A 24,327-nucleotide genomic window follows, 5' to 3' on the forward strand; every position below is an offset into this window, starting at 1 on the left:
AGAATGGAAAACCCCCTGATTCAGGTACAGAATCTGGGGAAAAAGTTTGGCGACGTAGAAGTGCTTAAGGATATTACCGTTGATATTTATAAAGGGGACGTAGTATGCGTGATCGGGCCTTCCGGTTCAGGAAAAAGCACATTTCTCCGCTGCTTAAACCGTCTGGAGGAACCCACCGGAGGACATATCCTGTTTGAAGGCGTGGACATTGTAGATAAGAAAACCGACATTGATAAGCACCGTCAGAAGATGGGAATGGTGTTCCAGCAGTTTAACCTGTTTCCTCATATGACGATTCTAAAGAATCTGACCATTGCGCCTATGAAGCTTCAGGGACGCAGTAAGAAGGAGGCAGAAGAGCAGGCCTTAGGACTTCTTCGTAAGGTGGGCCTTGCCGACAGGGCGGACTCTTATCCCAATCAGTTATCCGGCGGGCAGAAGCAGCGTATCGCCATTGTCCGTGCGCTGTGCATGAATCCGGATGTCATGCTGTTTGACGAACCAACCTCCGCTCTTGATCCCGAGATGGTAGGCGAGGTGTTAAATGTAATGCGGGAACTGGCTGACGAGAAGATGACCATGGTCGTGGTCACTCACGAAATGGGGTTTGCCAGAGAAGTGGCGACCCGGGTCATGTTCATGGACGGCGGCTATTTCCTGGAAGAAAATGAACCAAATGTGTTCTTTTCCAATCCTCAAAATGACAGATTGAAGCTGTTTTTGAGTAAGGTACTTTAAATAACAGAACGCCTTATCCCACAATTCTGATATAAGGTTTTTACGTTCTTTGATTTAAAGAAATAGACAAATGAGTGTCTGCCCCTGATTCTACCGGGTAGATGGATAGGAAATACTGGTTCGGTCTAAAACCGTCACGAAAGTGGCGGTTTTTTATTGTGCTTTTTCATTCGAAAATCCTATCATAAGCAATCAATTATTGGTATTTTTCAACAAAGGTTAAATATGTTAAAATAAAAACAAGAATGTTAAAAAAATAACTAGAAGGGAGTAACAAAGGATGGGTTCGTATGTTCATACATTGGTGGAGCGGTCCAGAAAGGCGCAGGAGATACTGGCTACCTATGACCAGGCTAAAACAGATGAGATTGTAAAGATGTTCGCAAAGGTGGTTTTCGACCATGCAGAGCCACTGGCAAAGCTGGCTGTGGAGGAAAGCCGCATGGGAGTTTATGAAGACAAGATTTTGAAAAACAAAGGGAAGTCCAGAATTATCTGGAATGCAATGAAAGGTCGGATATCGGTTGGAATCATCGGAAGGGATGAAGAGTCAGGAATTATAGAGGTGGCAAAGCCAATGGGCATCATTGCGGCAGCAACGCCCTGTACGAATCCGGTGGTCACGCCCATGTGCAATGCCATGTTCGCAGTCAAGTGCCAAAATACCATTATCATCGCTCCTCACCCCAGAGGCAGGAAATGCGCGGCTGCATTAGCAGATCTGTATGATAAGGAATTAGACCGGATGGGAGTGCCAAGGGATATCTTTCTTGTTATGGAGGAACCAAGCGTAGAACTGACCACAGAACTCATGGCAGCCTGTGATGCAGTGATTGCGACCGGCGGTATGGCAATGGTGAAGTCCGCATACTCCAGCGGAAAGCCCAGCTATGGTGTTGGCCCGGGTAATGTCCAGGGATTGATAGACGAAGGGATCAATTACAAAGAGGCGGCAGGCCGAATGATTGCCAGCCGTATTTTTGACAATGGCATCATTTGTTCCGGTACCCAGAGCATTATCGCCCCGGAGAAGGATTATGAAGAGATTATGAAGGAATTTGAGGGCCAGGGGGCATATGTGATTGACGATCCAAACGTAATGTCTAAGCTGGCGGAAGTGGTGTTCCCGGGTGGAACCATCAGTAAGCATGTGGTAGGCCAGCCCGTGCAGGCCATAGCAGGGATGGCAGGGATTTCTATTCCTGAGGACAGGAAGGTAATTGTTGTAAAACCAAAAAGGTATGGAGCAGGGATTGTATGGAGCAAGGAGAAAATGTGTCCCATAATGGCTGCTTACAGCTACAAAACCTGGGAGGAAGCCGTAGAGATTGCTTACCAGAACTTATTGGTGGAAGGGGAAGGCCATTCTGCAGATATTCAGTCGGACAATCGGGTGCACATCGAATATGCGGGAGTAAAGCTTCCCGTAAGCCGGGTAATGGTCAACCAGACCAGTTCCAGCATGGCAGGCGGGGCGTTTGCCAATTCCTTAAATCCCACAACGACTCTGGGCTGCGGAAGCTGGGGCAATAACGCCATCAGTGAAAATCTGTTTTATACCCATCTGATGAATAAGAGCAGGATCGTTCTGGTTAAAAAGAACTGGAAGCAGCCGTCGGATGAAGAGATATTTTCATAGGGAGAGCAGTCATGACAGAATTAATATTAAAAACGCAAATCTCTTACTACGATACCTGCGCCGAATTTGCAAAGGAATTTAAACTTGGAAGAGGCGATCTGGTATTGACCAATGAATACATATATAATCCTTGTTTTGGAAACCTGGGCCTGGAAGTGCAGACGATCTTCCAGGAAGAGTATGGAGGCGGGGAACCTACGGACGTTATGGTGGACCAGATCCTTGAGGCAGCGGAGAGAAGGGAGTGCCAAAGGATTATTGCTATAGGAGGCGGAACGGTGATCGATATAGCCAAAGTGCTGGCTGTTTCGTCAGGTAATTCCTTAGATTCCCTGTACGAGGACCCGGCTTCTGCGAAAAAGAGAAGGAAGCTGGTAATCCTTCCGACTACCTGCGGGACTGGCAGCGAGGTGACCAATATTTCCATTATCAACAGGACCAGGCTGGGAACGAAAATGGGCCTTGTATCCCCCGCTATGTATGCGGACGATGCGGTGCTGGTCCCTGAGCTTTTAAACGGACTTCCCTTTGGCGTATTTGCAGCCAGTTCCATTGACGCCCTGGTCCACGCCGTGGAATCCGGTTTATCTCCTAAGGCAACGCCATATACAAAGCTGTTCGGATACAAAGCCATTGAAATGATCATTAAGGGGTATCAGAAAATAGCGGATAACGGAAGAGAAGCATTGAAGCCTCTGATGAAAGATTTCCTGATCGCCAGCAATTATGCTGGAATTGCTTTTGGGACCGCTGGATGTGCAGCAGTTCATGCCACCAGCTACCCCCTGGGAGGCAGTTATCATGTGGCTCATGGGGAAAGCAATTATGCCATGTTTACCGGAGTGCTGAAAAACTATATGGAAATACGCAGAGACGGGGAAATCGCAGTCTTAAACCAGTGCCTTTCAGGACTTTTGGGCTGCGGGGAGGATGAGGTCTATGAAAAGCTGGATGAACTGCTGGGAACGGTCCTTCCTAAGAAGTCCCTGCATGAATACGGGGTAAAGCCGGAGGAGCTTCCGGTGTTTGCAAAGAGCGTTATGGAGCGTCAGGGGAGGCTTATGGCCAACAATTTTATACCCCTGGATGAAGCACGGGTTTTGAAAATTTACAGGGAACTATATTGAATTCGTATCAAAATGGAGGGAAAAAGCAATGGCATTGATGACAGGGGAAGAGTATGTGGAGAGCATGCGCAAAATGAAACTGAATGTTTATATGTTCGGAGAGAAAATTGACAACCCGGTTGACAACCCGGTTTTACGTCCATCTCTTAACTCGGTAAAAGCGACCTATGATTTGGCACAGATGCCGGAATATGAGGATCTGATGACCGTGACCTTGGAGGATGGCCGGAAGATCAACCGTTTTGCCAACATTCACAGGAATACGGATGATTTAATAAAAAAAGTAAAGATGCAAAGACTCTGCGGCCAGAAGACCGCATCCTGTTTCCAGCGGTGTGTGGGAATGGACGCATTTAATGCTGTATGGTCCACCACCTATGAGATTGATAAGAAGTACTCCACGAATTACCATGAGAATTTTAAAAGTTACCTCCGCATGGTCCAGGACCTTGATTTTACGGTGGATGGCGCAATGACTGACCCAAAGGGCGACAGAAGCCTGGCTCCTCACGCTCAGCCGGATTTAGATTTGTATCTTCGGGTAGTGGAGCAGCGTGAAGATGGGATCGTAGTCAGAGGGGCAAAGGCCCATCAGACGGGCATCATCAATTCCCAGGAGGTAATTGTCATGCCTACCGTAGCCATGGGGCCGGAAGATAAGGATTTTGCCGTATCGTTTGCCGTGCCCACGGATGCAGAAGGAATTACCATGATAATCGGCAGGCAGTCCTGCGATACCAGAAAGCTGGAAGGCTCTTCCATGGATGTTGGTAACAGTGAATTCGGAGGCGTGGAGGCCCTGGTTGTGTTTGACGATGTATTTGTGCCCAATGACAGGATTTTCTTAAATGGGGAACATGAGTTTGCAGGCATGCTGGTGGAACGATTTGCAGGCTACCACAGACAGTCCTATGGCGGATGCAAGGTGGGAGTGGGAGATGTTCTAATCGGTGCCGCCGCACTGGCTGCAGATTATAACGGAGTGCCGAAAGCTTCCCATATTAAGGATAAACTCATCGAAATGATCCATTTAAATGAAACTCTTTATTGCTGCGGAATAGCCTGTTCCGCGGAAGGAAAGCCAACGGAATCCGGAAATTATCTGATCGATCTTTTGCTTGCCAACGTCTGTAAGCAGAATGTTACCAGGTACCCTTATGAGATTGCACGGCTGGCGGAAGACATTGCTGGGGGCTTTATGGTGACAGCACCTTCTGAAAAGGATTTAAGAAGCCCGGTCGTCGGCCCAATGGTGGAGAAATACTTAAAAGGAACGGCTGGAGTTTCTACGGAAAACCGCCTTAAGATTCTGCGCCTGATCGAGAACCTGACCCTTGGAACCGCAGCAGTGGGTTACCGGACCGAATCCATGCATGGAGCCGGTTCTCCCCAGGCCCAGAGGATCATGATTTCCCGCCAGGGCAGCATTGGAAAGAAGAAAGAGCTTGCAAAAGAAATTGCAAAGATCCGGGATTAAGGAAGGCTAAAATAGATTTAAACAGGGAGGTTTGGGAGTGTGAACTGGAAAGAACTATATGCGTCAAAGCTTAAAACGATAGAAGAGGCAGTAAAAATCATCAAATCCGGCGACCGGGTGGTCATCAGCCATGCGGTGGGAGAACCGGTGAAACTGGTGGATGCCATGGTGGACTATGTTGTAAAAATGGATTTGAGAGACATCGAGATCAATCAGCAGATCGATATGGGGCACTCTCTTTATGCACGGCCGGGAATGGAAAAACATTTCAGGCAGAACAGTTTTTTTGTGGGGACCAATACCAGGGATTGTGTCAACAGCGGCCGGGGAGATTTTACCCCCTGTTTCTTCTACCAAATACCGGATTTGTTCCGTTCTTTCTTAAAGCCGGATGTGCTTTTGGCAACCTTTTCCCTTCCGGATGAGCATGGTTACTGCAGCTTTGGTGTGGCCTGTGATTATACCAAACCGGCTGCGGAGATCGAGGGAGTTAAGGTAATTGGGGTACTAAATCCCACCATGCCAAGGACTCATGGAGACTGCTTTATCCATATCAGGGACATAGATGCGATCGTGGAAGATAATACGCCGGTGACGGAGCTGTTAATACCTGAGAGCGGAGACGTGGAACTTGCCATTGGAGAGCATATTGCTTCTTTGATAAAGGATGGGGACTGCTTACAGCTTGGAATCGGGGGGATTCCTGATGCTGTTTTAAAATTCCTGGGAGGTAAGAAAAATCTGGGGATCCATTCAGAAATGCTGTCCGACGGCATCGTGGATTTATATGAGAAAGGCGTTGTTAATTGCAGTGCCAAGAATTTTAATCCGGATAAGATGGTGGTGTCTTTCCTTATGGGAACCAGGCGGTTGTACGATTTTGCAGATAACAATCCCTGTATTTACATGGCTCCGGTGGATTATGTCAATAACCCCGGGATCATTGGGCGCAATGATAACATGGTATCCATCAATTCATCTTTGCAGGTGAATTTAATGGGAGAGGCCTGTTCGGAGGCTATGGGCTTAAAGCAGTTTTCAGGAATCGGAGGGCAAGTGGACTTTATCCGGGGAGCCGCATTCTCAAAAGGCGGGCGTTCCATCCTTGCATTTTCCTCCACTGCCAAAAAAGGTACCATTTCCAGGATTGTCCCCTATTTGACCTATGGGGCGACTGTGACCACGTGCAGAAATGACGTGGACTATGTTGTGACGGAATATGGGATTGCCAGGATGAAGGGGCATACCTTAAGAGACAGGGCCCGTCAGTTGATCCGGATCGCTGCTCCTCAGTTCAGGGAGGAGCTTGCGGTGGAGTTTGAAAAACGTTTTGCTGAAAAATACCTGGAGGTGTAGGAATATGGACTGGAGAAAAATATATGCCTCAAAGTTAAAAACGCCGGAGGAGGCTGTGAAGGAGATCCATTCCGGAGATACAGTGCTGATCGCCCATGCGGCTTCAGAACCCGGAATTCTTGTGAATGCTATGGTGGATTATGCGGTTGGGCAGGACTTGAGGAACATACGCATTGTCCAGCAGCACGATCTAGGGCCCTGTAAGTATCTAGGGCCTGGAATGGAGCGGCACTTCAGCTTTAACAACCTATTTGTAGGCCCTGCCAGCAGAAACCACATTGCAGCGGGAAAAGGGGATTATACGCCCTGCTTCTTTTATCAGATTCCGGATTATGTGGTAAATGTGGAGCCTGCGGATGTATTTTTAGTCACCTTATCTCCGCCGGATGAGCATGGATTTTGCAGCTATGGCATTTCCTGTGATTTTGCAAAGGAGGCGGGACAAAACCCAAAGACCAGGGTGATTGGTTCTGTGAATCCTAATATGCCAAGGGTAATGGGGGATAATTTTATCCATGTCAGCAGACTGGCGGCCATAGTGGAAAGCAACGAGCCGGTCCTTGAACATGGAAATTCCGTGATAGGCGAAACAGAGTCTTCCATCGGAAAGCACATTGCTTCTCTTGTACGGGATGGAGACTGCCTCCAGCTTGGAATCGGCGCCATACCAGATGCGGTTTTAAGGTGTCTGGACGATAAAAAGGATCTGGGAATCCATTCCGAGATGGTATCTGACGGAGTGGTGGATTTGTATGAAAAAGGAGTCATTACAGGAAAAAGAAAGAACATTGACAAAGGGAAAATGGTCGTTACCTTTATGCTTGGCACAAGAAGGCTGTATGACTTTGTTAATGACAATCCGGCCGTGTCTTTAATGCCTGTGAGTTATGTAAACGATCCCTTTGTCATAAGCCAAAATGACAACGTGGTATCTATCAATTCTGCACTGCAGATCGACTTGATGGGGCAGGTATGTGCAGAGGCCATTGGATTAAAGCAATATTCCGCAGTGGGAGGACAGGTGGATTTTGTGAGAGGTGCAGCTGCGTCTAAGGGCGGACGTTCCATTATTGCATTCCCTTCTGTCACAAAGGGGGGAAGCGTATCGAAAATCGTTCCTTTCCTTTCGGAAGGAGCAGCCGTGACTACCAGCAGAAATGATGTGGATTATATTGTGACGGAACAGGGCATTGCACGAATGAAGGGAAAGACGTTAAGGGAACGGGCCAGAGCGCTGGTTAAGATTGCCCATCCAAACTTTCAGGAAGGGCTTAAAGAGGAATTTGAAAGACGTTTTTCGGAGCCGTACTAATGCGGAAAAGCCTTGTATTATCATGGGATATATGGTATGTAAGAAATACCGGGTCCTGCAGAGATGCCCGGTTCCCGGTCCGGATAGATATCATCCGGACCGGGAAGGTATCACTTGTCTTTAAGAAGATAGCCCCAGCAGTTTCCTTGCCTCATCCAGTAATTCCTGGCTGGTTTCCTCTACCAGGACAACATCTGCGACAGAAGGGATTGCGGCTTTGATTTCAGCCGCAATCAGTTCTTCGCTGGTGCGGCTGGCAGCGGGACATCCGGAACATTTGCCGGTTAACCGGACTTTCAAAATGTTATGTTCCAGGCTCAGTACCGTGACGTTGCCTTCGTGTTTGGCCAAAGCCGGGCGTACCTTCTTATTAAGGATCATTTCAATCTGCTCTCTTGTTCCTATCATGGCGAACCCTCCTTTTGAAACAGTGTAACAGCAGGAAGGAGCCTTTGTCAATCCGGATACCGATACGAATATCTGATGGATACAGATAGGAAAAAACAATAAAAGAAAAGAGGGAATCGGTATGTCGGCCAATTTTGAACATTACAAAGTTTTTTACTATGTTGCTAAGTATAAGAATTTCACAAGGGCTGCCAATGCTCTTTTAACTAGTCAGCCTTCTGTGACCTGCTATATACAGAACCTTGAAAACGTGCTGGGCTGTAAGTTGTTTATACGGTCGAAAAAGGGCGTTGTTTTGACCAGTGAAGGAGAACTGCTTTACAGCTATGTGGCGCCCGCCTGTATGCAGTTTATGCAGGGGGAGGACGCCTTAAAGGAGAGGCTGGGCAAACAGAGTGAGCAGATCAACGTGGGAGCCACCCAGATGGCTATGCATTCCTATCTGCTGACTGGGCTTCATCAGTTTAAAGAACAATTTCCCCAGGTCAGGTTAAACATCTTCACCTATAACACGCCCCAGACCTTAAGTGAGCTGAAGGCAGGAAAAATTGATTTGGGAATTATTACAACCCCGTTTTATTGTGATGAGAACATAAAGTCAGTCAAGGTAAAGACCTTCCGCAGCCTGCTGGCGGGTGGAAAGAAGTATGGGGAATACAGCGGAAAAACCAGTTACCTTTCGGAACTTTCTACACTTCCGCTGATAACCATGTCAAACGTCACAACGACCTTTGCCTTTTTCCAGGAATTTTACCATTCCTGCGGCCTGGTCATGCAGCCGGCCATTGAAGTGGCAGGAATTGACTTGATTCTCCCGGTAATCGTGCAGAACTTAGGCATTGGGTTTGTTCCCGAAGAGCTGGCCCGGCCGGCCCTTGAAAAGGAAGAGATCGTAGAAATAAAGCTGCATGAACAGATACCGGAACGAAGCATCTGCATTGTCAGCGACAGCCGCCGTCCCTTAAGCTCGGCTGCAAAGCAGCTTCAGCAGATGTTAGAAGGCGACTGCCCGTGAGCTTTCTAAAACGCAGGTCCTGTGAGCTGCACTGTTGACTTATGGTATAAAAAATGAAGGAGCACAAGCATGGATTTTAATTTATCGAATAAACACCTTCTCGCAAGAACCCTGTTCCGGCAGTTTGCCGAAAAAGAAGCAAAGCCCCTGGCGCAGGAGACTGACGAGACGGAAAAGTTTCCGAAATCAACCGTTGAACAGATGGCAAAATACGGATTCCTGGGAATACCGGTTCCCAGGGAATACGGCGGCCAGGGCTGTGATCCCCTTACATACGTTATGTGCGTGGAGGAACTTGCCAAGGTATGCGCGGCAACTGCCGTCATTGTATCCGCCCACACTTCTCTTTGCATTGATCCCATACTTACCTATGGGAGCGAAGTCCAGAAGCAAAAGTACATCCCTGACCTTGCATCTGGAAAGAAGCTTGGCGCCTTTGGACTGACGGAGGCCGGGGCTGGCACCGATGCCCAGGGACAGCAGACAAAGGCAGCACTGGATGGAGACCACTGGGTATTAAATGGTTCCAAGTGCTTTATCACCAATGGAAAAGAAGCTGATGTCTACGTCATTATCGCTGTGACCGGCACGGTGGAAAAGCGTGGGAAAAAGTTAAAGGAAATATCCGCCTTTTTAGTGGAAAAGGGGACTCCGGGCTTTTCCTTCGGTACAAAGGAGAAGAAAATGGGGATCAGAGGTTCTTCTACCTATGAATTGATTTTCACGGATTGCCGCATCCCTAAGGAAAACTTACTTGGAAGCCAGGGAAAGGGATTTCAGATTGCCATGCATACCTTAGACGGCGGAAGGATCGGAATTGCTGCCCAGGCCCTGGGCATTGCGGAAGGAGCATTTGATTCCACTGTTAAATACGTTAAGGAAAGAAAGCAGTTTGGCCGCAGCATCGGCCAGTTCCAGAATACCCAGTTTCAGTTAGCTGATATGGCAGCCAGGATCGAAGCAGCCAGACTGCTGGTATATAAGGCTGCTGTGGCAAAAGCCACGCAAAAGATCTACAGCGTGGAAGCGGCCATGGCAAAACTATATGCGGCGGAGGCAGCCATGGATGTGACCACAAAAGCGGTACAGCTCCATGGTGGTTACGGATATATCAGGGAATACGAGGTGGAACGCATGATGCGGGATGCCAAAATCACGGAGATATACGAGGGGACCTCGGAGGTGCAGCGCATGGTCATATCCGGGAATATTTTAAAATAAGGAGGGCTTGTTGTGAAAATAGTAGTCTGTATCAAACAGGTACCTGATACAAAAAACGGGGTAAAATTTAAGCCTGACGGCACTTTGGACCGGGGAGCTATGGCAAGTGTCATGAACCCGGACGACAAAGCCGGACTGGAAGCAGCCCTTCGCCTAAAGGACCGGCATGGCGGAGAAGTGACTGTTATCACCATGGGACTTCCAAAAGCGGAAGAGGTATTGAGGGAGGCCCTGGCCATGGGGGCGGATCAGGCAATCCTAATAACAGACCGGGTGTTGGGAGGAGCCGATACGTGGGCAACTTCCTCTACATTGGCCGGAGCAGTCAGAAAACTGGAATACGATCTGATTATTACAGGACGTCAGGCCATTGACGGGGATACCGCTCAGGTTGGGCCCCAGCTTTCCGAACATTTAGGCATTCCGGTGATTTCCTATGCCCAGAAGATCCGGGTAGAGGGAGACTGTGTGATTGCAGAGCGTCAGTTTGAGGACCGGTATCACGTTTTAAAGGCAAAGCTACCCTGCCTGATTACAGCACTTTCTGAGCTTAACGAGCCCCGTTACATGACACCGGGCGGTATCTTTGATGCGTATGAAGCGGATATTACGGTATGGGGAAGAGGGGATTTAAAAGACGTAGCGGATACGGACATTGGACTAAAAGGTTCTCCCACCCAGATCGCAAAGGCTTCCGACAAGGTGAAAAAGGGAACGGGAGAGATAATAAATGGAACCCCTGGGGAAACCGCAGCATTTATTGTGGAAAAGTTAAAGGAAAGACATGTTATTTAGCGGAAGAGAGGGGAGACAGGCAACATGAATTTGGAAGAAAACAAAGGGATCTGGGTTTTTGCACAGCAGACAGATCACCGGTTAAACAGCATTGCATTTGAATTGCTTGGAAAAGGAAAGGAGCTTGCGAAGGATTTAAATACAGATGTGACAGCAGTGCTCATTGGTTATGAAATTATGGGATTGGCGGACGAACTTGCCGCATATGGTGCCGACAGGGTGATCGCCGTGGACGGACCGGAGTTTAAGGAATACCGTGCAGAGCCCTATACCCATGCACTTGCTTCTGCAATCAGGAAATACAAGCCGGAAATCGTTCTCATAGGCGCAACTGCTGTGGGAAGAGAGTTAGGGCCAAAAGTGTCGGCCAGAATTGCAACAGGGCTTACTGCAGATTGTACAAAGCTGGAAATCGGTGATTTTCCGTTACATCAGGTTTCGGATAAGAAGCAGAAGCATAATCAGCTTCTGATGACCCGTCCAGCTTTCGGCGGCAATACCATAGCAACCATCGCCTGCCCCAATCATCGCCCCCAGATGGCCACAGTCCGTCCTGGAGTAATGCGTGCCGCCGGGAAGATTGAGGGCAGAAAGGCTGTGATTGAGGAATTCAATCCTGGCTATCATAGCGGGAAGGATACAGAGATCCTGGAGATTGTGAAAGCCGTAAATGAATCAGCAGACATTATGGACGCTAAAATACTGGTGTCAGGGGGACGTGGCATAGGCGGTCCGGAAAACTTCCACCTTCTGAAGGAGCTCGCAGATGCATTGGGCGGAGAGGTAAGCTGCTCAAGGGCCGTTGTGGACGCAGGCTGGAAGCCCAAGGACCTGCAGGTGGGCCAGACCGGAAAGACCGTTCGTCCGAGTGTGTACTTTGCTGTTGGAATTTCCGGGGCAATCCAGCATGTGGCAGGTATGGAGGAGTCTGATTTGATCATTGCAATCAATAAGGATGAAAGCGCCCCCATTTTTGAGGTCGCAGATTACGGGATCACCGGTGACTGGAAGAAAATCGTTCCGGAACTGACCAGGCAGCTTCAGGCAGTCAGGGACGGAATATAGGGATTTCAGCCGGATTCGTTATTGAAATTGAGATTATGGTATGTTATAATAATTTATATCGGTCCAGAGAGAAAGAGAGCGCAGCAGGACAACTGAAAGGTTGTCTTTTGTGTGCGCTTTTTTTGTTGGATGAAAAAAGGGATCTTATTTGAAGCCATTATTTACAGGAGGGGTTGAAAAATATGTATCAGACAATCATCATTGAAGATGACCCTATCGTTGCTTCTATTAACCGTCATTTTGTCGAATTAAATAAAGATATGGAAGTATGCGGTTGTTTTAACAATGGACAGGATGCTCTGAACTATCTGGAGGAGCATTCCGTAGATTTGGCCATCACGGAGCTGTATATGCCGAAAATGGATGGAATGGAGCTTCTGCGGGAGATCCGGAGACAGGAGAAGGATCTGGATGTCATAGTAGTAAGTTCCGCCAACGATGTAAAGCATGTTAAGAAGTTTCTTTCGCTTGGAATTATCGACTATCTGATAAAGCCATTTGAATATAACAGGTTTAACCATGCTTTGGAGAAGTTTACGAAAAGTCAGGAACTGCTGAAACCCCGTAATTTCTCCCAGTCCCAATTAGATAAGCTTTTTTACATTTCTTCTCTGCCCCAGGCAGAAGAAAACAGCAAGGGAATCCAGGAAGCTACCTTAAGCAGTATATTGGATTATATGAAAGTGCACCAGCTGGATCCAATGACAAGCGATATGATCGCCAAGGAGGTACGGTTGTCCAGTGTGACGGTCAGAAGGTACATGAATTATCTGTTGGAAAAACAGAGGGTTATCAGTGATATTGATTATAACACCGGAGGAAGGCCCAGTGTTGTTTACCGTTACATAATCGAAGAGGAGTGCCTGGCAGAGTAAGAAAAGTGCCGGAAACACCGGGCAGGTGTTCCGGCCTTTTTCTTTTCTTATTGGTCACATTAACAGGATATTAGAGGTATATTTATGCCCAGGGGATCGCGCTGTAGAGAAGTACTGCAGCTAAGGCACCGATCAGGGGCCCAAATAACACGATGGGAGCATATTTCCAATTGGAACTGCCTTTATCCTTAATGGGAAGAACGGCGTGAGCAAGCCGGGGGCCTAAATCCCTGGCAGGATTGATGGCGTATCCGGTTAAACCTCCAAGGGACATACCGATGGAAACGATGATTCCAAGCACAAAAAAGTTACCTAATCCCGGAACCGCTCCTGTCTGTCCGATGCCTTTAATGGCAAATACAAGAACGAATGTTCCGATAATTTCACTTAACAGGTTGCGGCCGGTGTTGGGAATCGCAGGTGAAGTACAGAAAACACCTCGTTTCGTGGCCTGGCTCTCCGTTGCGTCAAGCTGATCCTTAAACAATAAGTAAACCAGGACGGCACCGGTAAATGCTCCTGCAAATTGTGCGATCACATATCCCGGAACAAGATCCCATGGAAGACTTCCGTCTGCCGCCAGGGCAATGGTAAGAGCCGGATTAAAATGGGCTCCGGAAGCTGCGCCGAAGATGAAAGCAGGTATCATAACCGCTAACCCCCATGCAAAGGAGACCTGGATGGAACCTCCACCCTTCATACCGGACTTATCCAGGTTAACATTGGCGACCACGCCATCTCCAAGCAAAATCAAAATCATAGTTCCTAAAAATTCTGCTATATACATTAACATACGTTTCCTCCCTGAAACTTTTATTTAGTTTTCTAATCTTCTTTTGCCCAATCAAAGGAATATTTCACAGCTCTGTTCCATCCATTGATCCTCTTGGTTCTTTCTTCCCCGCTGATAACAGGTTCAAAGGTCCTGTCGATGGCCCAGTTCTTTATAACATCTTCCTTGTTTTCCCAATATCCCACTGCCAGGCCTGCCAGATAGGCGGCACCCATAGCAGTAGTTTCCACACATTGAGGGCGGTTTACGGGTGCGTTTATGATATCTGCCTGCGTCTGCATGAGGTAGTTGTTGGCACTGGCTCCTCCGTCAACCTTTAAGGAGGCCAGTTCGATTCCAGAATCCGATCTCATTGCCTGAAGCACGTCATTGACCTGATAGGCCAGGGAATCCAGGGTGGCGCGGATGATGTGGCACTTGTTCACGCCCCGTGTAATTCCTACCACAGTGCCTCTGGCGTACTGATCCCAGTGGGGAGCCCCCAGTCCTGTAAATGCAGGAACGACGTAGCAGCCATTGGTGTCTTTTACCTTGCGGGCCATATATTCAGAATCCTGAGCGGAATCGATGAATTTCAGTTCGTCCCGAAGCCACTGGACGGCGGCTCCTGCTACGAAGATGGAGCCCTCCAGGGCATAATTCACTTTTCCATCCAGTCCCCAGGCAATGGTAGTTACCAGGCCGTTGCTGGAGAACACAGGCTTTTCACCGGTGTTCATCAGTAAGAAGCACCCGGTTCCATATGTATTTTTAGCTTCACCGGCGGTAAAACAGGTCTGCCCGAAAAGTGCTGCCTGCTGATCCCCTGCAGCGCCGCTGACCGGAATAGGACCGCCAAAGAACTGAGAGTCCGATTCTCCGTATATGCAGCTTGAGGGCTTTGCCTGAGGAAGCAGGGACTTTGGAATGTTAAGTTCTGCAAGAATTTCATCGTCCCATTCTAAGGTATTGATATTAAACATCATGGTCCGGGAGGCGTTGGAGTAATCCGTTACGTGAACCCGTCCCTTTGTCAGTTTCCAAATCAGCCATGTTTCTACGGTTCCGAATAAAAGTTCTCCTCTTTCAGCCCTTTCTCTTGCGCCCTCTACGTTGTCTAAGATCCATTTTAATTTGGTTCCTGAAAAATAGGCGTCAATGACCAGTCCGGTTTTGGAGCGGAAGGTGTCGACCAGTCCTTTTTCCTTTAAGGAATCACAGTATTCAGAAGTTCTGCGGCATTGCCACACGATTGCGTGATAGACGGGATCGCCTGTTGCCTTATCCCATACGATAGTAGTTTCTCTCTGGTTGGTGATTCCGATTGCAGAAATGTCTTCTGCAGAAGCACCTATTTTGGACATAGCCTCCACTGCAACCCCCAATTGCGTGGACCAAATCTCATTTGCATCGTGCTCCACCCAGCCGGGTTTTGGAAAATACTGTGTAAATTCCTTTTGAGCAACGCTGCAGATTTCCCCTTTTTCATTGAATAGGATACACCGGTTACTTGTTGTGCCCGCATCCAATGCCATTACATACTTTGCCATAAAAATTCTCCTTTTCCTTTTGTTTTTAATCATTATAGGAAAACCCTGGCGAAAAAAGAAGAATAGGAAAGTAAAGAATGAATTATGTAAGTAAGAAACGCAAGTCCATTTATTTTACTTACAAAATGTATTCAATACTTTCCAATGATTCCGCTCACTTCTGATATATGATAAATTATTATCAATGTAAGAGGTTGGGAGGTTTTATACAATGGTTTACAGCTATTATCCGGGCTGCACATTGAAGGCAAAGGCGAAGAAGCTGGACCGCTATGCCAGGGATTGTGCCCAAATATTTGAGATTGAGCTGGAAGAGATAGAAGACTGGCAATGCTGCGGAGGCGTCTACCCTGGGATGGCAGACGAACTGGCTACACGCCTTTCTCCTGTGCGCGCATTAAGAGAGGCCGGGGATAAAAAGCAGGATCTTGTGACTGTATGCTCTGCATGCCACCATGTGATAAAAAGAGTCAATGAGGATGTAAAGACCTCTGGAGAAATCAGGAGGAAGATCAACGCTTATCTGGAACCTGAGAATGGTTATGAAGGTGAGACAAAGGTGATCCACTACTTGGAACTGCTTCGCGACCGGATAGGCTTTGACCGGATCAGGGAAAAAGTAAAACAACCTCTTAATGGAAAGAAGATAGCTCCTTATTATGGCTGCCTGCTTTTAAGGCCTTATGTAGTAATGAATTTTGACGATCCGGAAAACCCGTCGGTTATGGAAGATTTTCTCCTTGCAATCGGTGCCGAACCGGTCCACTACGCTTTAAAAAACGAATGCTGCGGTGGATATGTGACCATGGAAGATGAGGAATTTGCTTCTGAAAAAAGTTCCTCTATTATGGAAGCAGCTATGGACCAGGGAGCACAAGGCATGATTACGGCCTGTCCCCTATGTAAATACAATCTGGAAAACGGCGGTCTGAAAAATGGCATTCCGGTCTACTATTTTACGGAACTTTTTGCAGAGGCTCTGGGAGTGAAAGAACAGGAGGAAGGAACGTGAGGGAAGAAATTTTAAGAATCAGCGGTGTGAATCCCTTAAAATGTATGAAATGCGGAAAATGTACAGCTTCCTGCCCTGCATTTGAAAAGATGGAATATCACCCTCATCAATTTGTGGAAATGGTTCAAAACAATCATATCACCCCTCTTTTGGAATCGGAATCCCAGTATTACTGTATGTCCTGTCTGGTCTGTGAGGAGCGGTGCCCCAGAGGGGTAAAGCCCCAGAAACTCATAGAAGCCGTCCAGGTTTTAAAGTTAAGGGCTTCGGAGGGCAACCGGCTGAAACCACAGGATGTGGCAAACCGGCTGGATCCTTCGCTTCCTCAGCAGGCCCTTATGGCGGCTTTCAGAAAGTACAGCAGGTGACAAAAGAAAGGAAGGGATGAATTTGCAGAAAATAGGAGTTTTTGTCTGTTGGTGCGGAAGCAACATTGCGGCTACTGTGGATGTAAGTAAGGTTTCAGGAGCCGTTAAAGAAGAACCAGACGTTGTTTTTGGATCTGATTATTCCTACATGTGCTCGGAAGCCGGCCAGTTAATGATCCAAAACGTCATAAAGGAAAAAGGACTGACTGGAATTGTGGTGTGCTCCTGCTCCCCGCGCATGCATGAAGCCACGTTCCGCAAAGCTGCACAGGCTGCGGGTCTGAATCCTTACATGGTGGAAATCGCCAATATCAGGGAGCAATGCTCCTGGATCCATAAAGATAAAGAAGAAGGAACGAAAAAAGCAATTCTCTTAGCAAAGGCGGCAATTGCCAAGGTCCGGTTTAACGAACCGCTGACATCGGGAGAGACCCCGGTGACAAAGCGGGCTCTGGTGATCGGAGGAGGAATTGCAGGAATCCAGACGGCTCTTGATATTGCGGATGCAGGATTTGAAGTTGACATTGTAGAGAAATCACCGACCATAGGCGGAAAAATGGCTCAGCTTGATAAGACGTTTCCCACATTGGACTGTGCGGCCTGTATCCTCACGCCTAAGATGGTGGACGCAGCAGCTCACGAGAAGATCCGTTTGTTTACCTACAGTGAAGTGGAGAAAGTAAAAGGATTTGTGGGAAATTTCACCGTTGATATCCGAAAAAAAGCCAGAAGCATACTGGAAGAGAAATGCACGGGCTGCGGAGCGTGTACGGAAAAGTGCCCTTCCAGAAAAACAGGAAACGAATTTAATGAAAGGCTGGATAACCGGACTGCCATTTATATTCCTTTTGCCCAGGCAATCCCCAATATACCGTCCATTGACAGGGAAGCCTGCATTCATTTTAAAACCGGCAAATGCGGCATATGCCAAAAGACCTGTGGCGTGGGAGCCATTGACTTTGAGCAGCAGGATGAGGTGATCACCAGGAAGTACGGAGCCATTGTAGCTGCCACAGGGTTTCAGCCCATCTCCCTGGAACGGTTTGACGAATTCCAGTATTCCAAAAGTCCCGACGTCATCACTTCCTTAGAACTGGAACGGCTGATGAATGCCGCCGGCCCAACAAATGGAGAACTGGTAAAGCCATCCAACCGTAAACATCCAAGCGATATGGTATTTGTCCAGTGCGTCGGATCCCGGGGGGAATCCTGCAGGGAGAAGAGTTACTGCTCCAAGATCTGCTGCATGTATACGGCCAAACACGCCATGATGATCCGTGATAAATATCCGGATATCAATGTTCATGTATTTTACATTGACGTACGCACACCGGGAAAGAATTTTGACGAATTTTACCGTAGGGCAGTGGAAGATTACGGCGTTGATTACCGGAAGGGAATGGTGGGAAAGGTCATGGAGCAAAAGGACGGTAAGCTGTTAGTACAGGCATCCGACTTACTGACCGGAGAACAGCTTCTGTTACATACGGATATGGTGGTATTGGCAACGGCCATAGAGCCGGATAAATCAGCCAGGGCTCTGGCTACGATGCTCACAGCCAGCATGGACACCAATGACTTTTTTGCGGAGGCCCATCCAAAGCTGCGGCCCGTGGAAAGTCCCACTGCAGGAATATTCTTATCAGGAACCTGTCAGGGTCCCAAAGATATTCCGGAGACAGTGGCCCAGGCAGGAGCTGCCGCAGCTAAGGTCATCGGACTATTAAGCAAGAAGAAGCTCTTAAATAACCCTCAGGTAGCCAAGGCAGAGGAACGTTTGTGCAGCGGGTGTTCGGGCTGTTTAAAAGTCTGTCCTTACGGAGCGATTGACTACGAAGTGAGAGAAGTCTGGGATCATGGAGTTAAGCAAATGCGGAGGGTAGCTGTGGTAAACGAGGCGGTATGCCAAGGCTGCGGAGCATGTACGGTGACCTGCCCATCCGGAGCCATGGACTTAAAGGGATTTTCTGCAAAACAGATTATGGCGGAGGTAGATGCGATATGCAGATAGAAGATAACAGCAACAAGGAGTTCCGGCCTCTCATCCTGGCTTTTTGCTGCAACTGGTGCAGCTATGCAGGGGCCGATCTGGCGGGATCCAGCCGCTCTTCCTATCCGGCAGAAGTAAAGATTATCCGGGTTCCCTGTTCCTGCAGGGTAAATCCCTTATTCCTTTTAAGAGCCTTTGAAAAGGGGGCAGATGGTGTGATCTTAGCCGGCTGCCATCCAGGTGACTGCCATTATTCCACAGGCAATTACTATACCAGAAGAAGGATGGCCCTTTTGTTTGACATGTTGGACTACCTGGGTATCGAAAGGGAAAGAACCAGGGTGGAATGGATTTCCGCAGCAGAGGGTGCCAAGTTCTCTGCGACCATGAATGCCTTCACCCAGACGATAAAAGAACTGGGTCCAAACAGAAAGCTGAGGGATTTACGATGCATGCCATAGAAAAGACCATAAAAGAAACGTGTAAAAAGCTCTGGGATAATGGAGAGGTAAACCGGATTCTGGCATGGGAAAAAGGACTCTTTGACTATGACGCGGCTCCCGCCCTGTTCCGGAGCCGGGAACGTATTTCCCGTCTTGTTTACAATGAGCACTGCGGTGTAAATTTAAGCAAATTCCTGATAAAAGAAATGGAAAAGGAAGGAAAGGTACTGGTCCTTTTAAAGCCCTGCGATACCTATGGATTTAACCAGCTTTTATCGGAGAATCGCATAAACCGGGAAAAGGTTTACATTCTGGGCGTTCCCTGCGGAGGAATGAGGGATGAAAAGGGCCTTCTCTTTAAATGCCTTTCCTGTAAGGGCAATGATTTCAAAGCCTCCGACCAGATCATAGAATCGGATCTTTCCGTTCCGTCCCCGGTCCCTTCCGGGGAAGAAGAGAAATTAAACAAGATGACTGCAGAAGAACGTTTTGCTTTTTGGCGCGGACAGCTTTCCAAATGCATCCGCTGCAATGCCTGCCGCAACGTATGTCCTGCCTGCAGCTGTATCAAATGTGTGTTTGACAACCGGGATTCCGGGATAGAGACCAAGGCCAATTCTGATGCTTTTGAGGAAAATCTGTTTCATATCATAAGAGCCTTCCACGTGGCGGGAAGGTGCACGGACTGCGGGGAATGCAGCCGGGTCTGTCCCCAGAACATTCCTCTCTATTTGCTTAACCGGAAAATGATTGAGGAGATGAATGAACGGTACGGAACCTATCAGGCAGGAGAAAATCCCGAAGCTAAGTCTCCCTTAACGGAGTTTAAGGAGTCTGATCCGGAAGTTTCGGCCGAACACGGGAAAGGCGGTGTATCTTCATGTTAAAAATGCCATTAAAATGTCTTGATGCGCTTTTTTTGGAACTTTCAAAGGAGCACCAGGTTTATGCTCCCATGGAAAAGGCGGGGAGTGTCTCCTTCTATCCATGGAAAGAGGGAGATACCGTATGTTTTGATACTCTTTTAACAGATCATTCACCTAAATCCTTTTTCTTTCCACAGTCGGAAACGTTATACCGTGCCCGGAGAGAAGAGGGAAGTCTTTCCATTGTTCCCGAAGAGGCGGAGGAAATCAGCTCTGTTTATTTTGGTGTAAGAGCCTGCGACCGGAGAAGCTTTGAGATCCTGGACCGGGTATTTCTAAGCACGCCCTGTGATTCCTGCTATGAGTCCAAAAGAAGGAATGGATATGTGGTAACACTGGCCTGTGAGAATCCGGAAGATACCTGTTTTTGCCAAATCTTTGGCATCGATCCTGCCTGGCCGGGAGGAGATGTGTCCGTCTGGATCGCAGACGGAGACCTTTACTGGAAAAGCCTGACCGAAAAGGGAGAAGCATTAACGGAATTAGTCGAAGGGTTGTTTGAGGCGGGAGACCGCGAAAAGGCAGAGGAGGAGAAAGCAAAGATCCGAAAGAAGCTGGAAGCTCTGCCTCTTAAGGATTTAAGTCTTGGCCGGTTTGAACATCCGGATTCCGCTATGGATTTATTTGAGTCAGAACAATGGGAAACCTTATCCGACACCTGCCTCGGCTGCGGGATCTGCACGTTTCTATGCCCCACCTGCCAGTGCTATGATATATGCGACTATGACACAGGCCATGAAATCAGGAAGTTCCGCTGCTGGGATTCCTGCATGTATCCAGGTTTTACGGAGATGTCCCATGGGAATAACAGAAACAGCCAAATGCAGCGGTTCCGTCAGAGATTCATGCATAAGCTGGTATATTTTCCGGAAAACAACGGCGGAGTATATTCCTGTGTGGGTTGCGGAAGGTGTCTGCGCAAATGTCCGTCTTCCTTAAATATTGTCAGGGTGATAAAAGCGATAGGAGAGTCAGATGCCGAAGGAGGAAACGATGAGTAACAGAACCAATGTATTGATTCCGGGGATCGGCGTGATTACAGATGTAAGAAGGGATACACCGGACGTGAAAACCTTCCGTGTAAATGGGGTGGAGGGCAGAAAACCCTTTGAACATATGCCAGGTCAATGTGCCATGCTATCGATTCCTGGAGTTGGGGAAGCCATGTTTTCCATCACTTCTTCACCCACCAACCGGGATTACATGGAGTTTTCCATTAAAAAATGCGGCTGCCTCACCGACTGGCTTCACCAGATGGAAAAGGGTCAGGAAATAGCCTTGCGTGGACCTTATGGCAATTATTTTCCCGTTGATACGGAGTTAAAAGGTAAGAACCTGCTCTTTATCGCCGGAGGGATCGGAATCGCACCTTTGCGGTCTGTGATTCATTACGTCATTGATAACCGGGGGGATTACGGCCTGGTGGATATTGTTTATGGAGCCCGTTCGGCAGAGGACCTGGTGGATTTGGAAGAAATGAGGAAAGAATGGTCAAACGTGGAAGGCTTCTGTGTACATCTGACCATCGACCGGGCGGAGGAAGGCTGGGATGGGAATGTGGCCTTTGTGCCTGATTATGTCAGGGAACTGAAATTCTCAAATGACAGAACCGCTCTGGTCTGCGGCCCGCCTGTAATGATAAAATATGTGCTTCAGGCACTGGAAGAAATGGGATTTGCCGGTACAGAAATCTATACGACCATGGAACTTAAGATGAAATGCGGAGTGGGTAAATGCGGACGCTGCAACATAGGCTCTAAGTACGTCTGCAAGGATGGACCGGTGTTCCGTTATGATGAATTGGGCGTCCTGCCCTCTGAATATTAGGAGGTTGACCAATGAATGACATGATTACTGTTTATCTGTTCGGTAAAAAATACACAGTTCCGTCCAATTTAACCATAATGGGAGCAATGGAGTACGCAGGGTACCAGCTTGTGCGGGGCTGCGGCTGCAGATGCGGCTTCTGCGGAGCCTGTGCCACGATTTACCGAATCAAGGGAGACAGGGAATTAAAGACCTGTCTGGCCTGCCAGACCCAGGTCCGGGAAAATATGTATGTAGCCACTCTTCCCTTTTTTCCTCTGGTAAAAGAGGTTTATGACATAAATAAGGTTCCGGTCAATGAACAGGTCATGATGGAGCTGTATCCGGAAATCTACAAGTGCATCGGGTGTGCGGCCTGTACCAAGAGCTGCCCCCAGGGCCTGGACACCATGCAGTACATTGCATATGCGCAGAGAGGAGAATTAGAAAAATGTGCCGAGGAGTCCTTTGACTGTGTGATGTGCGGAATCTGTTCTTCCAGATGCCCGGCCGGGATTTCCCATCCCCAGGTAGGTCTTTTAGCCAGACGGATCACCGGAAAATATCTGGCTCCGGAAGCAAGGCACTTAACCAACCGGGTAAGAGAGGTAGAGGCCGGTGATTTTACGGAGCTGATTGAAGCGATCATGGCAAAACCCCTGGAAGAACTGAAGAACCTTTATAATACCAGGGAAATCGAAAAGTAGGAGGAATAGACATGTTTACAGCCAAGATGATGGATTCCGTAAAAAAGGTCGAGGCCACCAGAAAAGAGCGGATGGAGACAGAGCCCAGGAGAATGACGGCTGAGGAAAAGGAAAAGCTGTTAAAAGCCTATCATCCGGATTATAAAGAGGAAGAGTTTGTCATACTGAAGGCAGGCCCCAATAAGGGAGAAAAGGTGCCCAGGGAATTGGGAGTCCTTTTGCAGGCCAGGAGCCGGATCAAAGACACTGACGTGGATTTATCATCTCCGGATTTCGATACGGACGTTCTGATCATCGGAGGAGGGGGAGCAGGCTGTGCAGCTGCCATTGAGGCTTCCAAGGCAGGGGCAGAGGTATTGATCGTCACGAAGCTCCGTCTGGGGGATGCCAACACCATGATGGCGGAAGGCGGGATTCAGGCTGCAGACAAAGAGAATGATTCCCCCCAGATCCATTACTTAGACGCCTTGGGCGGGGGACATTTTGCCAACCGGCCCCAGCTTTTGAAAAAACTGGTTATGGAAGCTCCGGGGGCCCTTAAATGGTTAAATGATCTGGGGGTGATGTTTGACAAGGACAAAGACGGGAACATGATAACCACCCACGGCGGCGGCACTTCCAGAAAGCGGATGCACGCTGCGGCTGACTATACGGGTGCGGAAATCATGAGGGTGCTTCGGGATGAAGTGCTAAACCTCCCGATTTCCGTGACGGATTATACCTCCGCCATTGAACTCATTTTAGATGAGGAGGGAAAAGCGGCAGGAGCAGTCCTTATGAATATGGAAACTGGAGAGCTTCTGACAGCCTGGGCTAAAACTGTAATCCTGGCCACAGGGGGAGCCGGACGGCTACACTATCAGGGATTTCCTACCTCCAACCACTACGGAGCCACGGCTGACGGCCTGGTTTTGGCTTACCGGGCAGGGGCAAAGCTTCTCTATCAGGACACCCTTCAGTACCATCCTACGGGGGTTGCCTTTCCGGAACAGATTTATGGGGCTCTGGTCACGGAAAAGGTCCGTTCATTAGGCGCCATGCTGGTTAATGCCGGAGGAGAGGCTTTCATGCACCCATTGGAGACCAGAGATGTGTCCGCCGCCTCCATTATCAGAGAGTGTGCAAACGGGAAAGGGGTTGTCACTCCTCTTGGGAAGGGGATCTGGCTGGATACTCCCATGATCGACTTGATTCATGGGAAAGGAACCCTGGAAAAGCGTCTTCCCGGAATGCTGCGAATGTATTTAAAATACGAAATAGATATGAGAAAAACACCTATATTGATCTATCCTACCCTCCACTACCAAAACGGCGGAATCGAGATCGGAGCGGATTGCCAGAGCACCATAGAGAACTTATATGTGGCAGGAGAAGCGGTGGGAGGGATTCACGGCAGGAACCGTCTGATGGGGAATTCTCTTCTGGATATTATTGTTTTTGGCCGCAATGCCGGAATATCTGCGGCCAGTCGCGTGAAAGACGTACATACAGGGAAGCTGACTTTGTCACATATAAGAGAGATGGAAAAGGAGTGCCAAAGGGCCGGCATTGTTACGGATAAAATTTCCCCGCTGCTTTTGCCAAAGTATGCCAGAACAGCGGGGCAGCTATAAGGAGGAGGAAGCCCCCTGCGGGTATACCTGTATGCCCTCGGGATTCGCGCTTTAGAGGGGCGCTTACCCTGGGGCAGGCTCTGCCCGAAGAGCGTGGGCAAGAAGGAGGAAA

The 24,327-nt window shown here is 48.3% G+C and carries 23 protein-coding genes; 20 read left to right on the top strand and 3 right to left on the bottom strand.

The features are described 5' to 3' along the window. Positions 1 to 3: 3 nt before the first annotated feature. The 6 genes from H171_RS01590 to H171_RS01615 all read left to right on the top strand — a co-directional run bounded on the left by H171_RS01590 (position 4) and on the right by H171_RS01615 (position 7,649). Entirely contained in the window at positions 4 to 738 is a 735-nt protein-coding gene (locus tag H171_RS01590; protein ID WP_100307384.1) for an amino acid ABC transporter ATP-binding protein, read from the top strand. A gap of 280 nt (positions 739 to 1,018) precedes the next feature. Beyond that, positions 1,019 to 2,377 (top strand): aldehyde dehydrogenase family protein, encoded by a 1,359-nt coding sequence (locus tag H171_RS01595; protein WP_100303578.1) that lies wholly within the window; start codon positions 1,019 to 1,021, stop codon positions 2,375 to 2,377. 11 nt (positions 2,378 to 2,388) lie between these two features. Next, on the top strand, positions 2,389 to 3,504 hold the full coding sequence (locus H171_RS01600) for a 4-hydroxybutyrate dehydrogenase (RefSeq protein ID WP_100303579.1): 1,116 nt from the start codon (positions 2,389 to 2,391) through the stop codon (positions 3,502 to 3,504). 28 nt (positions 3,505 to 3,532) lie between these two features. Then, entirely contained in the window at positions 3,533 to 4,981 is a 1,449-nt protein-coding gene (locus H171_RS01605; protein WP_100303580.1) for a 4-hydroxyphenylacetate 3-hydroxylase family protein, read from the top strand. Between the two features lie 39 nt (positions 4,982 to 5,020). Continuing rightward, positions 5,021 to 6,337, top strand: coding sequence for an acetyl-CoA hydrolase/transferase family protein (locus H171_RS01610; protein ID WP_100303581.1), 1,317 nt, complete (start codon positions 5,021 to 5,023; stop codon positions 6,335 to 6,337). A 4-nt stretch (positions 6,338 to 6,341) separates the two neighbouring features. After that, positions 6,342 to 7,649 (top strand): acetyl-CoA hydrolase/transferase family protein, encoded by a 1,308-nt coding sequence (locus tag H171_RS01615; RefSeq protein WP_100303582.1) that lies wholly within the window; start codon positions 6,342 to 6,344, stop codon positions 7,647 to 7,649. A gap of 120 nt (positions 7,650 to 7,769) precedes the next feature. Here the strand turns inward: H171_RS01615 and H171_RS01620 are convergent, their stop codons facing one another. Next, positions 7,770 to 8,057 carry a NifU family protein gene (locus tag H171_RS01620; RefSeq protein WP_100303583.1) on the bottom strand — a complete coding sequence of 96 codons (288 nt, stop codon included), beginning with the start codon at positions 8,055 to 8,057 and terminating at the stop codon, positions 7,770 to 7,772. A 121-nt stretch (positions 8,058 to 8,178) separates the two neighbouring features. On the opposite strand from H171_RS01620, the gene H171_RS01625 reads away from it, so the two are divergent. The 5 genes from H171_RS01625 to H171_RS01645 all read left to right on the top strand — a co-directional run bounded on the left by H171_RS01625 (position 8,179) and on the right by H171_RS01645 (position 13,028). Then, positions 8,179 to 9,072 carry a LysR family transcriptional regulator gene (locus tag H171_RS01625; RefSeq protein ID WP_100303584.1) on the top strand — a complete coding sequence of 298 codons (894 nt, stop codon included), beginning with the start codon at positions 8,179 to 8,181 and terminating at the stop codon, positions 9,070 to 9,072. A 69-nt stretch (positions 9,073 to 9,141) separates the two neighbouring features. After that, on the top strand, positions 9,142 to 10,293 hold the full coding sequence (locus tag H171_RS01630; protein ID WP_100303585.1) for an acyl-CoA dehydrogenase: 1,152 nt from the start codon (positions 9,142 to 9,144) through the stop codon (positions 10,291 to 10,293). 12 nt (positions 10,294 to 10,305) lie between these two features. Further along, on the top strand, positions 10,306 to 11,088 hold the full coding sequence (locus H171_RS01635) for an electron transfer flavoprotein subunit beta/FixA family protein (RefSeq protein WP_100303586.1): 783 nt from the start codon (positions 10,306 to 10,308) through the stop codon (positions 11,086 to 11,088). 24 nt (positions 11,089 to 11,112) lie between these two features. Beyond that, positions 11,113 to 12,153, top strand: coding sequence for an electron transfer flavoprotein subunit alpha/FixB family protein (locus tag H171_RS01640; RefSeq protein WP_100303587.1), 1,041 nt, complete (start codon positions 11,113 to 11,115; stop codon positions 12,151 to 12,153). Positions 12,154 to 12,335: 182 nt separating this feature from the next. Continuing rightward, the gene (locus tag H171_RS01645) at positions 12,336 to 13,028 is read left to right on the top strand and encodes a response regulator (protein ID WP_100303588.1); all 693 of its coding nucleotides are present in this window, start codon (positions 12,336 to 12,338) and stop codon (positions 13,026 to 13,028) included. Positions 13,029 to 13,110: 82 nt separating this feature from the next. Here the strand turns inward: H171_RS01645 and H171_RS01650 are convergent, their stop codons facing one another. Beyond that, positions 13,111 to 13,821: an MIP/aquaporin family protein gene (locus H171_RS01650; RefSeq protein ID WP_100303589.1), complete on the bottom strand. Its 711-nt coding sequence runs from the start codon at positions 13,819 to 13,821 to the stop codon at positions 13,111 to 13,113. A gap of 32 nt (positions 13,822 to 13,853) precedes the next feature. Beyond that, positions 13,854 to 15,350, bottom strand: a complete 1,497-nt coding sequence (gene glpK, locus H171_RS01655) for a glycerol kinase GlpK (protein ID WP_100303590.1) — start codon at positions 15,348 to 15,350, stop codon at positions 13,854 to 13,856. A gap of 211 nt (positions 15,351 to 15,561) precedes the next feature. Between glpK and H171_RS01660 the strand changes: the two genes are divergently transcribed. The 9 genes from H171_RS01660 to H171_RS01700 all read left to right on the top strand — a co-directional run bounded on the left by H171_RS01660 (position 15,562) and on the right by H171_RS01700 (position 24,215). Then, on the top strand, positions 15,562 to 16,362 hold the full coding sequence (locus H171_RS01660) for a CoB--CoM heterodisulfide reductase iron-sulfur subunit B family protein (protein ID WP_100303591.1): 801 nt from the start codon (positions 15,562 to 15,564) through the stop codon (positions 16,360 to 16,362). Next, positions 16,359 to 16,730 carry a 4Fe-4S dicluster domain-containing protein gene (locus H171_RS01665; RefSeq protein WP_038277228.1) on the top strand — a complete coding sequence of 124 codons (372 nt, stop codon included), beginning with the start codon at positions 16,359 to 16,361 and terminating at the stop codon, positions 16,728 to 16,730. The genes H171_RS01660 and H171_RS01665 overlap by 4 nt, the downstream gene beginning before the upstream one ends. 22 nt (positions 16,731 to 16,752) lie before the next feature. Then, on the top strand, positions 16,753 to 18,741 hold the full coding sequence (locus H171_RS01670; protein WP_100303592.1) for a CoB--CoM heterodisulfide reductase iron-sulfur subunit A family protein: 1,989 nt from the start codon (positions 16,753 to 16,755) through the stop codon (positions 18,739 to 18,741). Then, complete coding sequence (locus H171_RS01675; RefSeq protein WP_025234494.1) at positions 18,732 to 19,181, top strand: hydrogenase iron-sulfur subunit; 450 nt, start codon at positions 18,732 to 18,734, stop codon at positions 19,179 to 19,181. Before H171_RS01670 ends, H171_RS01675 begins: the two co-directional genes overlap by 10 nt. Then, positions 19,169 to 20,050, top strand: a complete 882-nt coding sequence (locus H171_RS01680; protein ID WP_100303593.1) for a 4Fe-4S dicluster domain-containing protein — start codon at positions 19,169 to 19,171, stop codon at positions 20,048 to 20,050. Before H171_RS01675 ends, H171_RS01680 begins: the two co-directional genes overlap by 13 nt. Further along, a complete protein-coding gene (locus H171_RS01685) occupies positions 20,044 to 21,090 on the top strand; it encodes a 4Fe-4S dicluster domain-containing protein (protein WP_100303594.1) in 1,047 nt (348 codons plus the stop codon). Before H171_RS01680 ends, H171_RS01685 begins: the two co-directional genes overlap by 7 nt. Continuing rightward, positions 21,083 to 21,916, top strand: a complete 834-nt coding sequence (locus H171_RS01690) for an FAD/NAD(P)-binding protein (protein ID WP_089994934.1) — start codon at positions 21,083 to 21,085, stop codon at positions 21,914 to 21,916. The genes H171_RS01685 and H171_RS01690 overlap by 8 nt, the downstream gene beginning before the upstream one ends. 11 nt (positions 21,917 to 21,927) lie before the next feature. Beyond that, a complete protein-coding gene (locus H171_RS01695; protein WP_100303595.1) occupies positions 21,928 to 22,602 on the top strand; it encodes a 4Fe-4S dicluster domain-containing protein in 675 nt (224 codons plus the stop codon). A 71-nt stretch (positions 22,603 to 22,673) separates the two neighbouring features. Continuing rightward, on the top strand, positions 22,674 to 24,215 hold the full coding sequence (locus H171_RS01700) for an FAD-dependent oxidoreductase (protein ID WP_408645655.1): 1,542 nt from the start codon (positions 22,674 to 22,676) through the stop codon (positions 24,213 to 24,215). Positions 24,216 to 24,327 lie beyond the last annotated feature (112 nt).

The sequence above is a fragment of the [Clostridium] celerecrescens 18A genome (genome assembly GCF_002797975.1).
In the GTDB taxonomy this organism is placed as follows: domain Bacteria; phylum Bacillota; class Clostridia; order Lachnospirales; family Lachnospiraceae; genus Lacrimispora; species Lacrimispora celerecrescens.